12 protein-coding genes are annotated in these 18,689 nt (G+C 62.1%); 8 read left to right on the top strand and 4 right to left on the bottom strand.

What is annotated here, in order from left to right:
- The 4 genes from LJE93_00975 to LJE93_00960 form a co-directional block, all read left to right on the top strand.
- Nucleotides 1–1,930, top strand: a 1,930-nt coding sequence (locus tag LJE93_00975) for a DUF1302 domain-containing protein (protein MCG6947475.1), incomplete at its 5' end; no start/stop codon positions are given.
- Nucleotides 1,931–1,943: 13 nt separating this feature from the next.
- Nucleotides 1,944–3,311, top strand: coding sequence for a DUF1329 domain-containing protein (locus LJE93_00970; GenBank protein MCG6947474.1), 1,368 nt, complete (start codon nt 1,944–1,946; stop codon nt 3,309–3,311).
- 80 nt (nt 3,312–3,391) lie between these two features.
- Nucleotides 3,392–4,432, top strand: a complete 1,041-nt coding sequence (locus tag LJE93_00965; protein ID MCG6947473.1) for a hypothetical protein — start codon at nt 3,392–3,394, stop codon at nt 4,430–4,432.
- A gap of 17 nt (nt 4,433–4,449) precedes the next feature.
- Nucleotides 4,450–6,759 (top strand): MMPL family transporter, encoded by a 2,310-nt coding sequence (locus tag LJE93_00960; protein MCG6947472.1) that lies wholly within the window; start codon nt 4,450–4,452, stop codon nt 6,757–6,759.
- A 67-nt stretch (nt 6,760–6,826) separates the two neighbouring features.
- Here LJE93_00960 and LJE93_00955 read toward each other — a convergent pair whose 3' ends face one another.
- The 4 genes from LJE93_00955 to LJE93_00940 all read right to left on the bottom strand — a co-directional run bounded on the left by LJE93_00955 (nt 6,827) and on the right by LJE93_00940 (nt 13,689).
- A complete protein-coding gene (locus tag LJE93_00955; protein MCG6947471.1) occupies nt 6,827–9,136 on the bottom strand; it encodes a TonB-dependent receptor in 2,310 nt (769 codons plus the stop codon).
- 172 nt (nt 9,137–9,308) lie between these two features.
- Complete coding sequence (gene alaS / locus LJE93_00950) at nt 9,309–11,963, bottom strand: alanine--tRNA ligase (GenBank protein ID MCG6947470.1); 2,655 nt, start codon at nt 11,961–11,963, stop codon at nt 9,309–9,311.
- Nucleotides 11,953–12,450 (bottom strand): recombination regulator RecX, encoded by a 498-nt coding sequence (locus tag LJE93_00945; GenBank protein MCG6947469.1) that lies wholly within the window; start codon nt 12,448–12,450, stop codon nt 11,953–11,955. The genes alaS and LJE93_00945 overlap by 11 nt, the downstream gene beginning before the upstream one ends.
- 57 nt (nt 12,451–12,507) lie before the next feature.
- Entirely contained in the window at nt 12,508–13,689 is a 1,182-nt protein-coding gene (locus LJE93_00940) for a type IV pilus twitching motility protein PilT (protein ID MCG6947468.1), read from the bottom strand.
- Nucleotides 13,690–13,924: 235 nt separating this feature from the next.
- On the opposite strand from LJE93_00940, the gene LJE93_00935 reads away from it, so the two are divergent.
- The 4 genes from LJE93_00935 (at nt 13,925) to tsaE (ending at nt 18,641) form a co-directional block, all read left to right on the top strand.
- Nucleotides 13,925–15,292 carry a sodium:solute symporter family protein gene (locus LJE93_00935; GenBank protein MCG6947467.1) on the top strand — a complete coding sequence of 456 codons (1,368 nt, stop codon included), beginning with the start codon at nt 13,925–13,927 and terminating at the stop codon, nt 15,290–15,292.
- A 241-nt stretch (nt 15,293–15,533) separates the two neighbouring features.
- Entirely contained in the window at nt 15,534–16,514 is a 981-nt protein-coding gene (locus LJE93_00930) for a hypothetical protein (GenBank protein ID MCG6947466.1), read from the top strand.
- Between the two features lie 130 nt (nt 16,515–16,644).
- Nucleotides 16,645–18,186: an NAD(P)H-hydrate dehydratase gene (locus tag LJE93_00925; GenBank protein ID MCG6947465.1), complete on the top strand. Its 1,542-nt coding sequence runs from the start codon at nt 16,645–16,647 to the stop codon at nt 18,184–18,186.
- Entirely contained in the window at nt 18,183–18,641 is a 459-nt protein-coding gene (gene tsaE, locus LJE93_00920) for a tRNA (adenosine(37)-N6)-threonylcarbamoyltransferase complex ATPase subunit type 1 TsaE (protein MCG6947464.1), read from the top strand. The genes LJE93_00925 and tsaE overlap by 4 nt, the downstream gene beginning before the upstream one ends.
- Nucleotides 18,642–18,689 lie beyond the last annotated feature (48 nt).

Raw genomic sequence — 18,689 nt, 5'->3', positions numbered from 1 at the left:
AATCACGGTGGTCCGAACGGGGCGGAGTGCCGCAGCGCTCGCCTTGGCGCTTGCGCTGACGCTGGTTTTCACCGCTCCCGCAGAGGCAATTGACCTCTCGGGAAGCAGCGGCAAGTACTCTCTCAATCTCGATACAACACTTTCCTGGGGTGGCCGCTATCGCTTGGAGGAGCGCGATCCGAGCATCATCAGCCATTTTTCGGGCGGCACCGCGTGGTCTGGCAACGGTGACGACGGCGACCTCAATTTCGACGACGGCACGTTCGTCAGCAACAGCCTCAAGGCGACCGTCGATCTCAGCTTCGCGGCGAGGGCCGGCAACCACAGCCTCGGCTTCTTCATCCGCGGCAGCGGTTTCAAGGACTTCGAAATCGATGACAACTGCTGCGTGCGAACCGAGCTCACGCAGGATGCTCTCGATTGGTCCGGCAGCCGCGTCGAGCTACTCGACGCCTACGCCTTTTGGCAGTTCCCGATCGGCGAGATCCGGGTCGGCCAACAGGTCCTGAACTGGGGCGAGAGCACGTTCATCCAGGGCGGCTTGAGCGTCATCAACCCGGTCGACGTGTCCGCCCTGCGGGTGCCCGGAGCCGAGCTCCGCGAGGCGTTCCGTCCGCTCGGCATGGTGTGGGCCTCCTTCAACCTCTCGCAGAACGTGGCGGTCGAAGGCTTCTACCAGTACGAGTGGGAGGAGATCGTCGTCGATCCTCCCGGCACCTACTTCTCGACCAACGATTTCGCGGGTCCGGGCGGAACGCGCGTCTTTCTCGCCTTCGACAGCTTCGCCGACACCGGCGAGACACCTGCGTTCATCCACCCCGACGTGGCTGCGACCCTGGACTACCCGTTCATGAGCGTGCCGCGGACGACCACTCGGGAGGCCGACGACGGCGGCCAGTACGGGCTGGCGTTGCGCCTCTTCGCGCCGGGACTGGGCGGCACCGAGTTCGGCCTCTACTACGTCAACTATCACAGCCGGCTGCCGCTCATCAACGGCATCACCGGACCGGCATCGATCGTTCCCGAGCTGCAGGCGATCGGCACGTCGACTACGCTCTGGTCTTACTATCTGCTCGGCGTGCCCCCCGGCGTCAGCCCCGAGGTCGACGCCATGGTGGCCGCCTATGCACAGGCTGCCGCGACCTCCGTCTACGCCAACTCGTCGCGGTGGTTCACCGCCTACCCCGAGGACATCAAGCTCTACGGCCTGAGCTGGAACGCCCAGCTCGGCACCTCGGGCATCGCCTTCCAGGGCGAGGTGTCTTACCGTCAGGATAATCCTCTCCAGATGGACGACGTGGAGGTCCTGTTCGCGGCCTTGTCGCCCATCTCGGCCGGCCTCGCGGCCACCAACCAGGTAAGGCCAGGAGGGTACGGCTTCTCCGAGGAGGTTCAGGGCTACCGGCTCCTCGACACGAGCCAGCTCCAGTTCACACTGACAAAGATCTCCTCGAACATCCTCGGCGCCGACCAGGCTGTGTTCCTCGCCGAGTTCGGCTTCAACAAGGTCTTCGACATGCCGTCGAAGGACGAGCTCCGCTTCGACGGTCCCGGCACCTACACCAGCGGCAACCCGATTCACGAGGCGCCGGGCGGGGCCCACGCGGGCAAGCCGTACGAAACAGCCGAGCACTTCGCGGATGACTTCTCGTGGGGCTACCGATTCGTCACCAAGTTCACCTACAACAACGTTTTCGGCGCCTGGAGCATGGCACCACGTCTAAGCTGGCAGCATGACGTCGACGGCGTCACGCCGGGTCCGGGTGGCTCCTTCATCGACGGCCGCAAGGCGCTGACCGTCGGCCTCGGCTTCGACTACCAGAACGCCTGGCAGATCGACCTCAGCTACACCAACTACAGCGGCGCCGGCCGCTGGAATCTGATCAACGACCGCGATTTCATCGGCGGTTTCATCAAGTTCTCGTTCTAAGGGAGGGATGACGATGCGAAAGAACTCTGCACTCATTTTCGGCTGCGTGTTGGCGCTGGCCGTCGGAATGACGGCGACCGCGCAGGCTCAGCTTTCACCGGCTGAGATCGCCAAGCTCGGCAGTGAGCTCACTCCGCTGGGCGCCATCAAGGCCGGTAACGCGGAGGGTACGATTCCGGCCTGGACCGGCGGCATCGCGACCCCGCCGGCCGGCTGGGAACCCGGGATGCACTACATCGACCCGTTCGCGGACGACGCGATCCTCTTCACCATCACCGCCGCAAACATGGATCAGTATGCGGACAAGCTGAGCGAAGGGCAGAAGGCGCTGTTGCGTACCTATCCCGACACGTACAAGATGAACGTGTACCCGACCCATCGAAGCGCAGCCTTCCCGCAGCGGATCTACGACAAGACGAAAGAGATCGCGGGCACCGCCCGACTCACGGAGGGTGGCAACGGGGTCACCGGCGCGATCAACGGCATTCCGTTCCCGATCCCCAAGGAAGGTGTGCAGGCGATCTGGAACCACCTCCTGCGCTACCGGTCTGACAGCGCCGCCCGCACCATCGGGCAGGCGGCTCCGACCCGCGGCGGCAGCTACACCCTGGTCACCTTCCACGACGAGTTCTACATGCAGTACAGCATGGAGGGCAAGACCGAAGCGGACCTCAACAACCGGATCCTCTTCTTCAAACAGGAGGTGATGGCGCCGGCTCGTCTCGCTGGCGGGATCCTCCTGGTCGGCGAGACTATGGACCAAGTCAAGGAGCACCGCAACGCCTGGCTCTACAACCCGGGTCAACGCCGGGTCCGCCGCGCGCCCAACGTGGCCTACGACAACCCCGGCACCGCTGCAGACGCGATGCGCACCTCGGACCAGTTCGACATGTACAACGGTGCGCCCGATCGGTACGACTGGAAGCTCATCGGCAAGAAAGAGATCTTCGTGCCTTACAACTCGTACAAGCTGCAGGATCCGTCAGTCAAGTTCAAGGACATCCTGACGCCGCTCCACATCAACCAGGACTACGCGCGTTACGAGCTGCATCGTGTATGGGTGGTGGAAGCAACGCTCAAGGAGGGTGCGCGCCACATCTACAAAAAGCGTGTCTTCTATCTCGACGAGGACAGCTGGCAGATCGTGGTAAATGACACCTATGACAAACGGGACCAGCTGTGGCGCGTGTCCGAAGGCCACGCCATGGTCTACTACAACGTGCCCAGCCTGTGGACCTCCCTCGAGGTCCACACCGATCTCCAGGCCGGCCGCTACCTCGCGATCGGCCTCAACAGCGAGTTTCCGCCTTATGAGTTCGACATCAGCCGGACCCTCGACGACTACACTCCGGCCGCGTTGCGACGGGCGGGCAAAAGATAGGCAGATGACTGAAGCGGCGGACGGGCCGGCCGGCCCGTCCGCTTTGTCTGAAGGATCTCGAACCACGAGGAGATTGGGAGATGGACACACCATCGGGCACTGCCTTCGCCCGGGTCGATGGGACCACGAACCGAGAGGGCATCCCCAAACCTAATTGGGCAACCGTCCTGGCCTGCGCGCTAGCCCTCGCGGTCGGAGCCGGCACCTTCGCGGCGGCGCAGGACGACATCGCACCGGAACCATCGGTGATGGCACCCCTCGCTCCGCGCGCCCTCGCGCTCGACGCGTTCGCCGTCGGGGACTCGCTCTTCGCGGTCGGTGAGCGGGGGCACATCCTGGTCTCCACGGATGCCGGCGCCACCTGGCAGCAGCAGGAATCACCGACCCGCACCATGCTCACCGGCGTCTATTTCCATGATCCCAATCTGGGGTGGGCGGTGGGTCACGACTCGGCGATCCTCCGCACCACCGATGGCGGGGCGTCGTGGGAGCTGGTCAACTGGGCGCCCGAGGATGAAGCGCCGTTCTTCGACATCTGGTTTTCGGATGCCGGCAACGGTGTTGCCATCGGAGCGTACGGCGCCTACTACGAGACGACCGATGGCGGCGTGACGTGGTCTTCGAGGTGGATCAGCGACGACGACTGGCACCTGCACAAGATTGCCCACGCCGGTAATGGTCGCCTGTATATCGCGGCCGAGGCGGGCTCCTTCTACAGATCCGATGACAACGGAGAAAACTGGGTTTCCCTGCCGACGGAATACCAGGGGTCGTACTTCGGAGTCCTGCCGCTCGAAGGGGACAGCGTACTACTCTTCGGCCTCCGCGGACATCTCTTCCGATCGGATGACGCTGGCGAGACGTGGGGGGAGATCGACACCGGCACAGTCGCCATGCTCACCGACGGCCTACGACTCGCCGATGGCACAATCTTGATCACCGGTCTTGGCGGCACGGTCCTAACCTCGAGCGATGGCGGGCATACCTTCACCCTCCACCAACAGGCCAATCGCCGCGGGATCTCGGCGCTGGTCGAGTTCGGAGACGGAAATCTCTTGCTGGTCGGTGAGTTCGGGGTCAAAACAATGACCCTCGACGAACTGACCTCCGGGTCGAATTGAGCGGAAGGGAGATCGTGATGATCAGCTTGCTCGAAAACCTCATCTTCCGCAACCGACGCCTGGTAATCGTTCTCTTCATTCTGCTGACAGTTTTCATGGCCTATCAGGCGTCGCACCTCAAGATCGATGCCGGCTTCGCCAAGATGCTCCCGCTCAAGCATCCCTTCATGCAGACCTACCTCCAATACCGCGACGCATTTGGCGGCGCGAATCGAGTGGTGATTGCCATCAGCGCCCGCGAGGGAGACATCTTCACACCCGAGTTCTTCGAGGTGCTGGCCGAAATCACAGACGAGGTCTTCTTCATCCCCGGCGTCGACCGGACCCGGGTCATGTCCCTTTACACGCCGAACGTTCGATTCACCGAGGTCGTGGAGGACGGCATCTCTGGGGGCAACGTCATCCCGGACGATTTCGAGCCGACCCCGGAAGGGCTCGCCAAGGTGCGCGAGAACATCCTCAAATCGAACTACATGGGCCGATTGGTGGCGAATGACTTCTCGGCCGCAATCGTCGCCGCCGAACTGCTCGAGTTCAACCCCAATACCGGAGAGAAGCTCGACTACATCGGCGTCGCCGACGAGCTGGAGTCGATCCGTCAGGAATTCTCCAATCACGAGATCGGCGTCGACTTCGACTATCACATCATCGGCTTCGCCAAGGTCATCGGCGATCTCGCCGCCGGCGCTGCACGCGTCGTCCTCTTCTTTTTGATCGCCTTCATCATCACCGCCGTCTTCGTTTATATCTACTCGCAGAGTTTCAAGCTGACGGTCATCGTGGTTGGCTGTGCATTCGTCGCCGTCGTCTGGCAGTTGGGGCTCCTGACCGTCCTCGGCTTCGGCATCGACCCGATGTCGATATTGGTGCCGTTCCTCATATTCGCGATCGGAGTCAGCCACGGCGTTCAGATGGTCAGCGCCTACCGGGCCGAGGTCTTCGAGGGTTCCGAAAGCCTCGCGGCCGCGCGCTCGACATTCCGTCGGCTCGTCATCCCGGGTGGCATCGCGCTGCTGTCGGACACTATCGGCTTCATCACCATCATGCTGATCGAAATCAGGATGATTCAGGAGATGGCAATCACGGCGAGCCTCGGCGTGGCGGTCATCATTCTCACAGACCTCATCCTGATTCCGGTGCTCCTCTCCTATGTTCAGCTCGACGCTGATTACCAGGAGAAGCTCCACAAACGAGCCGAGAAGATGGACCACCTGTGGGCTGGCCTCGGCAAGGTCACGACTCCGCAGGTCGCCGCAATCGTGATCGCTGTGGCGGCGGTGCTTTTCGTGGTTGGCGGCTGGAAGGCGACCCAGATCAAGATCGGCGACCTTCACGCCGGGGTGCCCGAGCTGCGACCCGACTCACAGTACAACATCGACACCGACGTCATTACGAGTCACTTCGCGATCGGCGTCGATGTCATCACGACCATCATCGAGGCCCACCCGGAGGCCTGCACCGAGCGTGACGTCATGAGTGTGATCGACGATTTCGAGTGGCGCATACGCAACGTCGACGGCGTGCAGGGAATCTTCGGCATCGGCGGGGTGGCCAAGATCATCAACGCAGGTTGGAACGAAGGCAGTCTCAAATGGCGCGAGCTGCCGCGAAACCCGTCGATGATGGCCCAGTCGGTGACCTATATCGACACCTCGACGGGCCTGCTGAACGGTGACTGTAGCGTCATGCCGGTCTACATCTACACCAAGGACCACAAGGCCGAGACCATCGACCGCATCGTTGCTGCGGTGGAGGAGTTCAACGCGGAACACGGGACCGAGGATTTGAAGTTCCGGCTCGCGACTGGAAACGTGGGCGTGATGGCCGCCACCAACCAGGTAGTTTCCGCCGCCCAGTTCCCAATGCTGATCTGGGTCTTCGCTGCCATCATCCTGCTGTGCCTCGTCACCTTCCGCTCGATCAAAGGGACATTGTGCATCGTGATCCCGCTGGCCCTGGTGTCAATCCTCGCCTACGCGTTGATGGCGATTCTCGAGATCGGCCTCAAGGTTTCCACCCTGCCGGTCGTCGCACTGGGTGTCGGTATCGGCGTCGACTACGGCATCTATATCTACAGCCGCTTCAAGAGCCAGCTGCAGGAAGGCAAGTCAATTACGGACGCGTATTCCGCTACCCTCAAGCTGACCGGCGCCGGCGTGATCTTCACCGGCATCACCCTCGCAACCGGCGTCGCCACCTGGATCTTCGCGCCGATCAAGTTCCAGGCCGATATGGGTATCCTCCTGACCTTCATGTTCCTCTTCAACATGGCCGGAGCGATCATCCTGCTACCCGCCCTGGCAGTCTGGCTCAAGCCGAAAGGCTGATTCGAAGTTCTCTCACACAAACGGGGCCGCCCGGAGAGCGGCCCCGTTTTTTTTCACCGTCCCTTGATCAGAAACTGGCCAGGAACTCGACTCCGACGATCCTTGGGTCGTTGGTGAACCCGGTCAAATTGTCGAAGTCGATGCCACCGCGAACGATAATTTCGTCGGTGATGTTGCGTCCGAAGAGCGCGACCTCGTACTGACCTTGAGGACCGAAGGCATAGCCGGCCCGCAAACCAACCTCGAAACCGTCGTCCTTGAACTCCTTCGACTCATACAGAAAGAAGTTCTTTTCCGAGTAGTAGGTCCAGTCGAAAGTGGCGAAAAACCTCTTGTAAGCGGGATCGGAACGCCAGTTGATGATGCCGTTGAAGATCACATCGGGCGAGTGTGGCAACGAGTTGCCGTCGAGAATCACGAAACCGTCATCGTCAATTGGATCGGTGACGGTGCAGCCACCGCCGCACGGCGCGATCCGTAGATTCGGGTCGTCAAACTCGGTCGGGTTCCAGCTCGCGCCGAAGCTCATCAGCCAGTTGCCAGTCGGGGTCCACTGGATGTCGGTCTCGAGACCGTGGCCCTTGGTCTTGTCGACGTTGAGGAGCATGGCTGTGTTGGTGACACCGCCTACCGCCGTCACCTGCTGGCCATCGACCTGGTAGACGTAACCCGTGAGGTTGAAGCGGACACGGTTCTGAGCCAGGATCGTCTTGATACCGGCTTCGACCGAGAGGATGGTCTCGGTATCGGCGGTTGTTACGCAGTTGGTGTCAGGGTTCTGTCCGCCCTCGAAATCGGCACAGAACAGGATCCGACCCTGGATCGACGGGGCGCGGTAACCGGTCGCGACGCGGCCGTAGATATTGAAGGTGTCGCTCACGTTGTAGACCGTGCTCAGATCCCAGCTCACGTTGCTGTCCTCGACGTGCTCCGTAATCGGCGCGGTCGTCGGCGGCTGAAATGTTCCGTCAGGTCGCTCTGCCAGGAAATCTTTGTCGTCATTGGAGTACCGGACGCCACCGGTCAAGGTCCACACATCCGTCAGGTACCAATTGACGGAACCGAAAAGAGCGTACGAGGTGGCATCTTGAGTCTGATAGGCGTACCCGTCCTGCGGGTTGCCCGGCGACAGCGAATCGTAGCTGAAGGTGTCCGCTTGCAGCTCCTCGTTGAAGTAGAAGGCGCCGACCAACCAATCCCACGTCTCACCCCCGTTGCTGGCGATTCGGATTTCCTGGGTCCATTGGTCCAGGTAGGGTATGCCATCGGCGCTCTCCGACACGAACGGAATGAATCCCGGTCCGTACGGCGGCGCGTATACCGCACCGTAGCCGGCGTCGATGTCGCCGCGGCTGTACATGTCGTCGATGCTCTCGTAGCCGGTGACCGAGGTCAGGGTAGCTGCACCAAAGTCGTACTCGAGCTTGAGCACGCCGCCGAACGACGAAATCTCCTGCTTGTTCTTACCATCGTGGTAAACAACGTCCTGTCGGAAATCATCGACCAGATTATTGGTGCCGGCTTCGATGATATTCGCTCGGAAAATACGCGCGGTACCGTCGACGTCCCAGCCGTGGAGGTTGATCAGCGCGGAAAAGTCGTCAGTCGGCTCCCACAGAAGCTGTCCGCGGAAAGCGGTTGTGTCGTATCCACCAAGGCTTCGCTCCGGTCCCGGCTCGTACTCATTGTCCACCCAGTCGCTGCGCGATTGGTAGAGAGCAGAGAATCGGCCCGACCAGTTGCCTCCGAGCGACCCTCCGACGGCGGCCTGAATGTCGGTTGTACCGTAGGTGCCGTAGGACAGCTTCGCGTAGGCGTCAAAATCCTGCGACGGCTTCACGGTGTCGAACTTGACGATGCCGGCTGGCGTGTTTCGCCCGAAGAGCGTGCCTTGCGGACCGCGTGCGACCTCGACCTGCTGGATGTCGAAGAGCGGCATGCCCTTGACAATCGGGTTCTCCATCACCACTTCGTCGACAACCATCGACACCGGTTGCGACGCGTTGAGGTCGAAGTCAGGATTGCCAAGGCCTCGGATGTAGAAGCGTGGGAATGCTCGCCCAAAGGACGACTCCATGATCAGGCTGGGAACGCGGCCCGACAGAGCCCGAATGTCGAGGCCGCCGGTGGTTATCACATCGAGATCTTCCCCCTGAAGCGTGGTGATCGAGATGGGAACGTCCTGGATGTCCTCCTCGACCTTGCGCGAAGTCACCGTGATCTCACCGACCACGACCGGCAGCTCGGTTGCTTCCTCAGCAACAGCGGGCTGTTCTTCCTCTGCTGCCTGCTGTGCATATCCCGGACCGCCGACTGCGGTCAGGATGAGTCCAAATATCATGATTCCGGACGCACGTTTTCTCAATTTCGTTCGCACGATGAACCTCCCCTGCTGATGTGATTGATAGCGCCGCATGCTCCGCCGCGAAGAATAGCATTTCCGCACCGCGGCGTCGTCGGGCCAATGTAAAGATGAGATGAAGCTGAAATGAAACCAGCGCGAAGTCGGTCAGATCTCCGTCGTTGAGGATCCCCCTCGAATCGAGGCCTCAGACTTCATCGGCTGCAGCGATTCCCAGAACCGCCTGGGGAGCCCTCTCGAGCGCCTCGTCAAGCTTGGCGATATCGGGGCCACCGGCCTGGGCGAGATTCGGCTTGCCCCCGCCGCGACCGCCGATGACGGACGCCAGCTCGCGCACCACATCGCCGGCGCGCACCTTCTCGGTAAGGTCATCGGTCACCGCCGCCAACAGCGTGGCCTTGCCACCCGACTCCATACCGAGCACGACCACGCCCGAGCCAAGCTTCTGGCGCAGCGTGTCGGCGAGGTTGCGCAGCTCAGCCGACGACATCTCCGGCACCCGCCGCGCCTGAACAGCGATGCCATCGACGTCCTGCCGGATCTCGGTGCCTCCGGCGTCGCCCGATGCGAGCTTGTGCTTGAGCCTGCTGACCTCGTCCTCGAGCTCCGCCAGCCGCTGGTCGCGGTTGGCAAGCAGCCCCGGCAGTTGCTCGAACGAAGTCTGATACCGCCCGGCGAGCTGTTCGGCGAGTTTCTCCCTCTCCTGCATCCGCTCGACCGCCCCGCGGCCGGTGACCGCCTCGATCCGGCGAACCCCCGCAGCGACCCCGCGCTCGGAGACAATTGCGAAGCTGCCGATATCACCGGTTCGATCAACGTGACAGCCGCCGCAGAGCTCGACCGAAAAATCGCCATTACCCACGGTCACGACACGAACCGTGTCACCGTACTTCTCGCCGAAGAGCGCCATGGCACCCTTCTCGCGAGCGTCGTCCATGGCCATGTACTGCTTGGAAACCAAATCGTTGCGTACGATGGCGGCGTTGACGATCCGCTCTATCTCGCGCAGCTCTTCCGTGCCGACCGGTTCGCCCCAGGAAAAATCGAAACGGAGCCGATCCGGCTCGACCAGCGATCCGGCCTGCTGTGCGGCCTCGCCGAGGACCTCGTGCAGTGCGGCATGCAGGAGATGGGTCGCGGTGTGGTTGCGCTGGGTGTCGGCGCGTAACGATTCCGCCACCTCCGCGGAGACCTTAGTACCGACACCGAGCTCGCCCTCCTCGACCACCACACGATGCGTGATAAGCCCTTCCATCGGTTTGAGGGTGTCGAGCACGACGGCGTGCCCTCCCTCCCACTGCAACCGTCCACGATCGCCAATCTGGCCGCCGGCCTCCGGATAGAACGGGGTCTCGGCGAGTATCACCTCTCCGTTCTCACCCAGAGCTAACGTGTCCTCGAGCCCGTCATCGCCGATCAGCGCGACCGCTTCGGTGGTAGCCCGGAGACGTTCGTAGCCGTCGAACTCCGAGCGGATACCTTTGTCCGCTACCCATTCGTACTCGGGACGGAAGTGCGACATCAGATCGCCGCGCCACGACGCCTGGCCACGCTGGCGTTCCTCCTCGAGCGCCGCCTTGAATCCTTCCCGGTCAATTTCGAGGCCCTCTTCCTGGGCAAACTCCTCGAGCAGTTCGGGCGGGATCCCGTGCGTCTGGTAGAGATCGAAGATGGTTCGTCCAGGCACGATCTCTTGGCCATCTCGCTTGAGCCTTTCGAGCTCGCGCTGCGCAACATCGGTGCCCGAGTTCAGGGTCCTCGCAAACCGTTCCTCTTCCTGCCGCAGTTGGGTCGCCACCACCTCGCGTCGGGTGACCAGCTCGGGAAATATGTCTCCCATCAGTTCGACCACCACCGGCATGAGTGTATGGAGGAAGGCGCCGTCCAGACCGAGCTTGCGGCCATAGCGGAGGGCGCGACGAATAATCCGCCGCAGCACGTATCCGCGACCCTCGTTCGAGGGCACCACGCCGTCGGTCATCAGAAAGGTCGCCGCGCGAAGGTGGTCTGCGATCACGCGGTAGGCGGGGGCCAGCTCATGTGCCGGATCGTATGGGCGCTCGACGAGCTCAGCCACGGCCCCGATGAGGGGATTGAAGAGATCGGTCTCGTAATTCGACTCGACCTCCTGCAGCACGGTCGCGAAACGCTCGAGACCCGCACCTGTATCGACACAGGGACTCGGCAGCGGATGCAGCTCACCTTCGATGTCGCGATCGAATTGCATGAAGACCAGATTCCAGATCTCGATGATGTCGTCGCCCTCACCGTTGACCAGCTCCGCGCGACCAGGGGCTAAAGGATCCAAACCGCGGTCGAAATGGATTTCCGAGCACGGACCGCACGGTCCCGTCTCCCCCATCGCCCAGTAGTTGTCCTTCTCCCCAAAGCGCAGGATCCGTTCCGGCGGAGCGCCAACCTCCTCCCACAGCCTGGCGGCGTCGTCGTCGTCGGTGAAGACGGTGAACCAGAGCCTGTCGACCGGCAGGCCGTAGACATCTACCACCAGCTCCCACGCGAACTCGATCGCCTCCTTCTTGAAGTAATCACCGAATGAGAAGTTACCGAGCATCTCGAAGAAGGTGTGATGGCGAGCCGTGTAACCGACATTCTCGAGGTCGTTGTGCTTGCCGCCTGCGCGAACACATTTCTGGGTCGACGTCGCACGAGAGTATTCACGTTTCTCGCGACCGGCAAAGACATCCTTGAACTGGTTCATACCCGCGTTGGCGAATAGCAAGGTCGTGTCGCCCGCGGGAAGCAACGGCGAAGAAGCCACGACCTCATGTCCCTTCGAGGCGAAGTAGTCGAGGAACGCCTGCCGGATTTCCTTACTGGTCATCGAACGCATGGTTGTTCTCCCGGGAAGCCGCCAGCTCATCGACGGCGGCGATCGCGACCTCGGCTTCGAAACCGCGAGTGATGAGGGAGCTTACCATCCGTGCCCGGCGCTGACCATCCCGCCACCATCCCGTGGGCGCGCGAATCTCGGCCTTTCGGAGGGCCGTTCGCATCGCGGCAGCCGCCAGATCCGCTGGCAGGTCCGAAAGCCGTTCCGCATCCTCGGCCGAAATCCCCCGCTGTCGGAGCTCGGCGGCCAGCCGGTGCGGACCCCATCCCCGGTCGGCCGCACGGATTTCGACAAACCGTTCCGCAACCCTGTGGTCGTTGATCAGGTCGAGCTGTGCACAACGTGCGATCGCAGCATCGATTTCATCGGCAGGCACGTCCCTGGATCGCAGTTTTTCGACCAACTCGTTCTGAAAATGATCGCGGCGGGACAAGAGGTCGAGGGCAATCTGATAGGCGGATCTTTTTTTTCGAGGCATCAGCCACCCTCACCGCGGGCCAGCGATCCGACGGGGCTCTCGGTCGTACCGGCGACCTCAGCTTTCGTTACCGAACTCGAACGGCGACTCTTCGGCGAAGGGGTCGAGATCGGTCTCGGCGCCCAGCTCGAGAACACCCTCCATCTCCTCCCGCGAAATGTCCGCGGTGCTCTGAATACCCTGAATCTTGAGCTTGAACTCGTCCGGGTTTGTGGCCCGACGCAGGGCTTCCTCGAGCGTGATGAGGCCGTTCTTGTACAGCAGGTAGAGCGACTGGTCGAAGGTCTGCATGCCGTACTGGCTGGTTCCCTGAACGATGGCGTCCCTGATCAGCTTGGTCTTTTCTTTGTTCTCGACACAGTCCCGGATGTAGCCGGTAGAGATCAGGACCTCCACCGCCGGCACCCGGCCGAGTCCGTCGGCTCGCGGTAAAAGGCGCATGGAGACGATTGCCTTCAGCACCGCCGAGAGTTGGATTCGAATCTGCTTCTGCTGGTGAGGGGGGAAGACCGAAATGATCCGGTTGACGGTCTCGGTCGCATCGACCGTGTGCAGAGTCGACAGAACAAGGTGCCCGGTCTCCGCCGCCAGCAAGGCGGTCTCGATCGTCTCGTAGTCACGCATCTCACCGACCAGAATCACATCGGGATCCTGACGCATGGCCGACCGGAGTGCGGAGGAGAACTGCTTGGTATCGACGTCGACCTCTCGTTGGTTGATGATCGACTTCTTGTCCCGGTGGAGGAACTCGATCGGATCCTCGATGGTCATGATGTGTTCGATCCGGCGCGTGTTGATGAAATCGATCATCGACGCAAGGGTGGTCGACTTTCCCGACCCGGTCGTACCGGTGACCAGCACCAGGCCGCGCTGCTCTTCGCAGATCTTCTCCAGGATCTGCGGCAGCATCAGCTCCTTGAAGGTCTGGATGCGGGCAGGAATCAAACGCAGCACCAGACCGACGGATCCCCGCTGCTGGAAAATGTTGCAACGGAAACGACCCATCCCCGGCACCGAGTACGCGATGTCGGTTTCCAGCAGATGCTTGAAACGCTCCTTCTGGCGGGACGACATCATCGAGAATGCCATCGCGATCGTGTCCTCCTGCATCATGCGTTTAAACTCGGTCAAGACCTGCAATCGGCCGTCGATCCGCAGCACCGGGTGGGCGCCCACTTTGATGTGGACGTCCGATGCCTTGCGCTCCACAGCCACCTTGAGGATGTCATTGATGTGCATAGTTCCCCCTAATAAGGTCCCTATCAAGTGTACCGCATGAGGTAGGGGGTCCTCATTAAACCTTGGAACGGGGAATGTTACAGGATGGAACCTCGTTCGGGGCGGACCGAGATGATAACCGCAGCCTCTACTTCAGGTATTCGGAGTTCGGAATTCGAAATTCGAAATTTCTGTGTTCCCTTTCCGAAGGCGAGTTGCAGTCATACGGCTTTTCAGGACCCGTTAGACTTCCCGGGTGAATGGTCTGGCTCTGATCCTGGTCGCGATCTACGCGGGAGCGTTACTCGTGCTGTCCGCCGGACGACACGGCGGTGGTACCGGGGTCGACTACCTGCTCGCCGGGCGCAGATTGACCCTGCCGGCGTTTGTCGCCACCCTTGTTACTACCTGGTACGGCGGCATTCTCGCTATCGGCGAGTACGCCTGGCGTTTCGGGATATCGACCTGGATAGTCTTCGGTGTCCCATACTACCTGGCTGCCATCCTCTTCGCCTTCTGGCTCGCACGACGGCTGCGACACTCCGGCGCCATCACGATCCCGGACCTTCTGGTCGACGCCTATGGCCGCAAGGCATCGACGGTGGGGGCGGTGGCCGTCTACGCCTCGACCGTGCCGGTGGCCTATCTCCTGATGGTCGCCTCGTTGCTGACCCAGATCACGGCTTGGCCGATCCTGACCACAGTCGTGCTCGTCGCGACGTTCTCGGCCCTCTACGTTGCCCTCTCGGGCTTCCGGGCTGTGGTCCGCACCGACGCTCTGCAGCTCATCCTCATGTACGGCGGCTTCCTGATCCTGCTTCCGGCAGCGCTCGCACACACAGGTGGAATCTCGAAGCTCTGGAGTTCGCTACCCGCCAGCCACCGCGCATGGGATGGTGGACTGGGGTGGCAGACCGTTCTCGTCTGGTACCTGATCGCGCTGCAGACAGTGGTCGAGCCTTCGTTCTATCAGCGCGTCTTCGCCGCCCGCAGCCCTCGCATCGCCCGGACTGGCGTACTTGTGTCTGTCGCGATGTGGATGGTATTCGACTTCCTGACCGTATTCTCGGGCCTCGCGGCACGTGTGCTCCTGCCGGACCTGAGTGATCCGATGGCGGCATACACCTCACTCGCCACGTTGGTGCTGTCTCCATGGGCGGCGGCATTTTTCATCCTCGCCCTCTTCGCCACCATGATGTCGACCCTCGATTCCTACCTCTTTATCGCGGCCACAACCGTGGGTCACGACTTCCCGAAGACCGCGAGCGATGGCTTCGAGGTCAGGCGACGAACTCGTTTTGGCCTCATCCTGTCGGCCGGCCTTGCAATCGTTGGAGCAACGATCTTCACCTCCGCGGTGCAGGTCTGGCACGACATCGGGTCGGTGGTGACATCCACCCTGCTCCTCCCGGTCCTGGCCATCCACCTGCCTTCTCCCTGGAAGCCGAGCGAGGCTGGCGCGGTGATCGCGATGATTGGCGCAGCCGTAGCTTCGACCACATGGATCCTCGCCCGCACCAGCAGCGGCTACCCACTGGGAGTCGAACCGATGTTCCCCGCCCTGTTGCTGGCCGCGCTGTGTCTGATTGCGGACAGAGCCTACGCCAGGCTGGTAACCTCTTGATTTTCGGTCCGTCGAGCCGCTAAGATCTTGGAGATTCTTCAACCGATGACAGGTTCTCGATTCCGGTGGACAAAAAGGCGCTGCTCGCGCGCCGCGACACCGTCGTCCGGCGTCTTCAAACGCTGATCGACGAATGAAGGGAGAAAAGTCGTGTACGAGACCCGGTTCCGCCGGCGATCCCCGTGTCTTGGGGAGACGAATAGAAACACCTCGTAGCGACTACCAGAAAAGGGACCCGAACATGAATATCGACACGCGGCTGTTTGCAGCAAGGTCAATCGCGGTGGTGGTCATTTTCGGCTTCACCTACCCTGCTTCTTCCGGCCAAGAGAGTCCAATCCTCACCCACAGCAATGTCGCCGAGTCGGCACCGGTCGGGGCCAACGAACGTTACGAGGGCTACCTGTTCATGGACTCCAACGGCAACCCACTCCCGTTCCAGTCGGACGAAGAGATCGAAGAGTTCCTTCGTGAAGCCAAGGTGGAGGCTGTGGAGGCGATCCCGAAAGGCGTGACGCGTCCCAGGAAAGTCCTCCTTGCAATCCAGGGTCTCCGGGCACACGGGGTGTTCAAATATCTCGACGAGACCAAGAAGAACGTACGGGACAGCACCGCTGGCAGGAATCGGGGCAAGGTCTACCTGACGTGGCGGGATTCGTACGTCTACGACGTGGCGGCCTACCACCTCGACCGTCTACTGGGCATGGATCGAGTGCCGCCGATCGTGCTGCGCAAGGTGAGAGGGGCGGAGGGTTCGGTGCAGATCTGGCTCGAAGGCACGCTCCTCGAGTCCAAGAGGCGCGAGCAAGGCATTGAGCCACCATCTATCGCGCGCTTCAATCAACAGCAGTCGATCCAATATCTCTTCAACAACCTCACGGCCAACCGCGATGCCAACCTCGGCAACCTCCTCATCGACGGCAACTGGCGGCACTGGTTCATCGATTGCACACGCTGTTTCGGGGATTCGAAAGACCTCCTCTACCCCGAAGCGATCACCCACTGCGACCGGCGACTCTGGAATACCCTGAGGGAGCTCGATCGGAGCGCGGCTGACGAGGCCCTAGATCAGTACCTGACCAAGACAGAGATCAAGGCGCTCTTCGCCCGACGAGACAAGCTCGTCGATCACATTCAGGGGCTCATCGACGAGTGGGGGGAGGAGCTCATCCTCTTTGACGTCCAGCCGCCGACCGAGACCGCACCCTGGTTCAAACGCTGACGCCTGCCGTCGAGTTTTGGGCTGGAGAGGAGTCCACAGGCCTCTTCTCGGGAGAATTTCGCAGCTCGGCGTCCTCGATTCGCACCACCTCAACCGACAACCCCGGAGTACAATCTCAGCAGGAGGAACGATGCTCCCGGTTCTCGACAACGACTCTATGCGTGAAGCGGATCGGCACACCATCGAAGATCTGGAGATCCCGGGTCTGGAGTTGATGGAGAACGCCGCGTCGGGTGTCGCCGACGCGGTGCGTGAGAGCTTTCCGGAGGCCCGCAGGATCCTCATCCTCTGCGGGAGGGGCAATAATGGCGGCGACGGCCTCGCGGCCGCACGCCTCCTCTCCGGCGAAGGCGTCGAGATCAAAGTGATCTTGTTTGCGGACCCGGACACGCTCAGTCCGGATGCGGCCGAGAACTACCGACGCGCCGAAACCCTCCACCTGCCGATCGAGCGGGTGGAGGGCGAGGATCTCGCCGCCCTGGACGCCGAACTCGCGCCGGATCCGCCGGATCTCGTCATCGATTCGCTGCTCGGCACCGGCATCGACCGCCCCCTCGGCGGGCGTCTCGCAGAGGTTGCGTTGCGAGTCGAGGGCTCGGGCACCTCTGTTCTTGCGGTCGATGTGCCGACCGGGTTGAGCGGCTCGTCACCTGCCATTCCGGGTCCGGTCATGCCTGCGGACCTGACGGTGACCTTTGGCGCCCTCAAGATCTGCCACGTCATGCCCCCGGCCTGCGTCTGCTGCGGAGAGGTTGCGGTGGTCGATATCGGCATTCCGGAAGAGGTCCTCGAGGCCGGAAGTACCGTTCACTGGGTCGAACCCCTGGACATCGCACTGCTCCTGCCGGATCGACAGGTAAACTCGCACAAGGGAGATCACGGTCACCTGCTGGTGGTCGCCGGTGCCGAGGGCCGCGGCGGAGCCGTTGCGATGGCGGGCCGAGCAGCGGTCGTCGCTGGTGCCGGCCTGGTGACAATGGCGGTGCCTCATCCAGCCGTGCCAGTCGTCGATGGTGCCTGTCTCGAAGCGATGACGCACCGCATGCAAGCCAACGGTAACGGCGAAATGGCGGGGCCGGATGGCCTCGAAGCCATCCTCGATCGGATGACTACGATCGTGACGGGGCCCGGGATGGGGACCGGAACAGGCGCCGCCGAGGTCCTCGAGTGGATTCTCGAGAACTGGGAGGGAGGCCTCCTCCTGGACGCTGACGCCATCAATCTTCTCGCCGGGCGGCCCGAGCGTGTTGCCGGCCGAGCTCTGCCTCCGATACTGACGCCACATCCGGGCGAGCTTGCGAGACTTCTCGGCCGCACCACCGAGGAAGTCGTGGCGGATCGGATCGGTGCGGCGCGGGAGGCCGCAGCCCGGGCCCAGGCCGTCGTCGTCGCCAAAGGTTTCCGAACCGTCATCGCGGAGGCCGATGGCGCCGTCGTCATCAATCCGACCGGGGATGCCGGTCTCGCATCCGGAGGTTCGGGTGACGTTCTCAGCGGCACGATCGGCGCCCTTCTCGCGCAAGGCCTCGATCCCGCGCGTGCTGCTGTCGTCGGTTGCTGGCTGCACGGGCGCGCCGGAGAGATCGGTGGAGAAACCTGGCCGGCAGCGGTGCCCGCGTCGCGCCTACCCGATCTGGTGGCCCTCGCCTGGAGAGAGCTCGAGGAACTGTGAGCCCGCACCAGGATTTCCGAAGTCGATCGCCCGACGCAACCGAGAGCACGGGTGCCGAGCTTTCCATGCGGCTTCGGGGCGGCGACATCGTCCTGATGATGGGCGATCTCGCAGCCGGCAAGACGACCTTTGTACGCGGAATGGTCGCCGGCCTGGGTGGCGACCCGGAGGCAGTTTCATCGCCGAGCTTTGTCCTGTTGCAGACCTACGACTGCAACACTCGAGACGTCACGGCCCTTCATCACATCGACCTCTATCGCCTCGCCGAAAACGTCGCCGATCTTCGGGAGATCGGCCTCGCGGATTTGTTTTCGGACCCGATGGCGGTGATTGCCGTCGAATGGCCGAAGCATCTGTTGGCCACCTGGATTCCGCCCGACGCGCGCACATGGAGCGTTTCGATCACAACCGAGAATGATGATTCCAGGCGCATCGAGATCATCCCGCCGCGCTGAGTTTTGAGTTATGAGTTCCCACCCACCCCCCCGGGAGGGTTCTCTAAG

Source organism: Acidobacteriota bacterium, assembly GCA_022340665.1.
Classification (GTDB): domain Bacteria; phylum Acidobacteriota; class Thermoanaerobaculia; order Thermoanaerobaculales; family Sulfomarinibacteraceae; genus Sulfomarinibacter.
This window is presented reverse-complemented; position numbering and strand designations above follow the sequence as displayed.

Excerpts from the sequence above, each read along its gene's own strand:
- LJE93_00970 (MCG6947474.1), top strand. The coding sequence starts at position 1,944 with ATGCGAAAGAACTCTGCACTCATTTTCGGCTGCGTGTTGGCGCTGGCC.
- LJE93_00965 (MCG6947473.1), top strand. The coding sequence starts at position 3,392 with ATGGACACACCATCGGGCACTGCCTTCGCCCGGGTCGATGGGACCACG.
- LJE93_00960 (MCG6947472.1), top strand. The coding sequence starts at position 4,450 with ATGATCAGCTTGCTCGAAAACCTCATCTTCCGCAACCGACGCCTGGTA.
- alaS (MCG6947470.1), bottom strand. The coding sequence starts at position 11,963 with ATGACCAGTAAGGAAATCCGGCAGGCGTTCCTCGACTACTTCGCCTCG.
- LJE93_00945 (MCG6947469.1), bottom strand. The coding sequence starts at position 12,450 with ATGCCTCGAAAAAAAAGATCCGCCTATCAGATTGCCCTCGACCTCTTG.
- LJE93_00940 (MCG6947468.1), bottom strand. The coding sequence starts at position 13,689 with ATGCACATCAATGACATCCTCAAGGTGGCTGTGGAGCGCAAGGCATCG.
- LJE93_00930 (MCG6947466.1), top strand. The coding sequence starts at position 15,534 with ATGAATATCGACACGCGGCTGTTTGCAGCAAGGTCAATCGCGGTGGTG.
- LJE93_00925 (MCG6947465.1), top strand. The coding sequence starts at position 16,645 with ATGCTCCCGGTTCTCGACAACGACTCTATGCGTGAAGCGGATCGGCAC.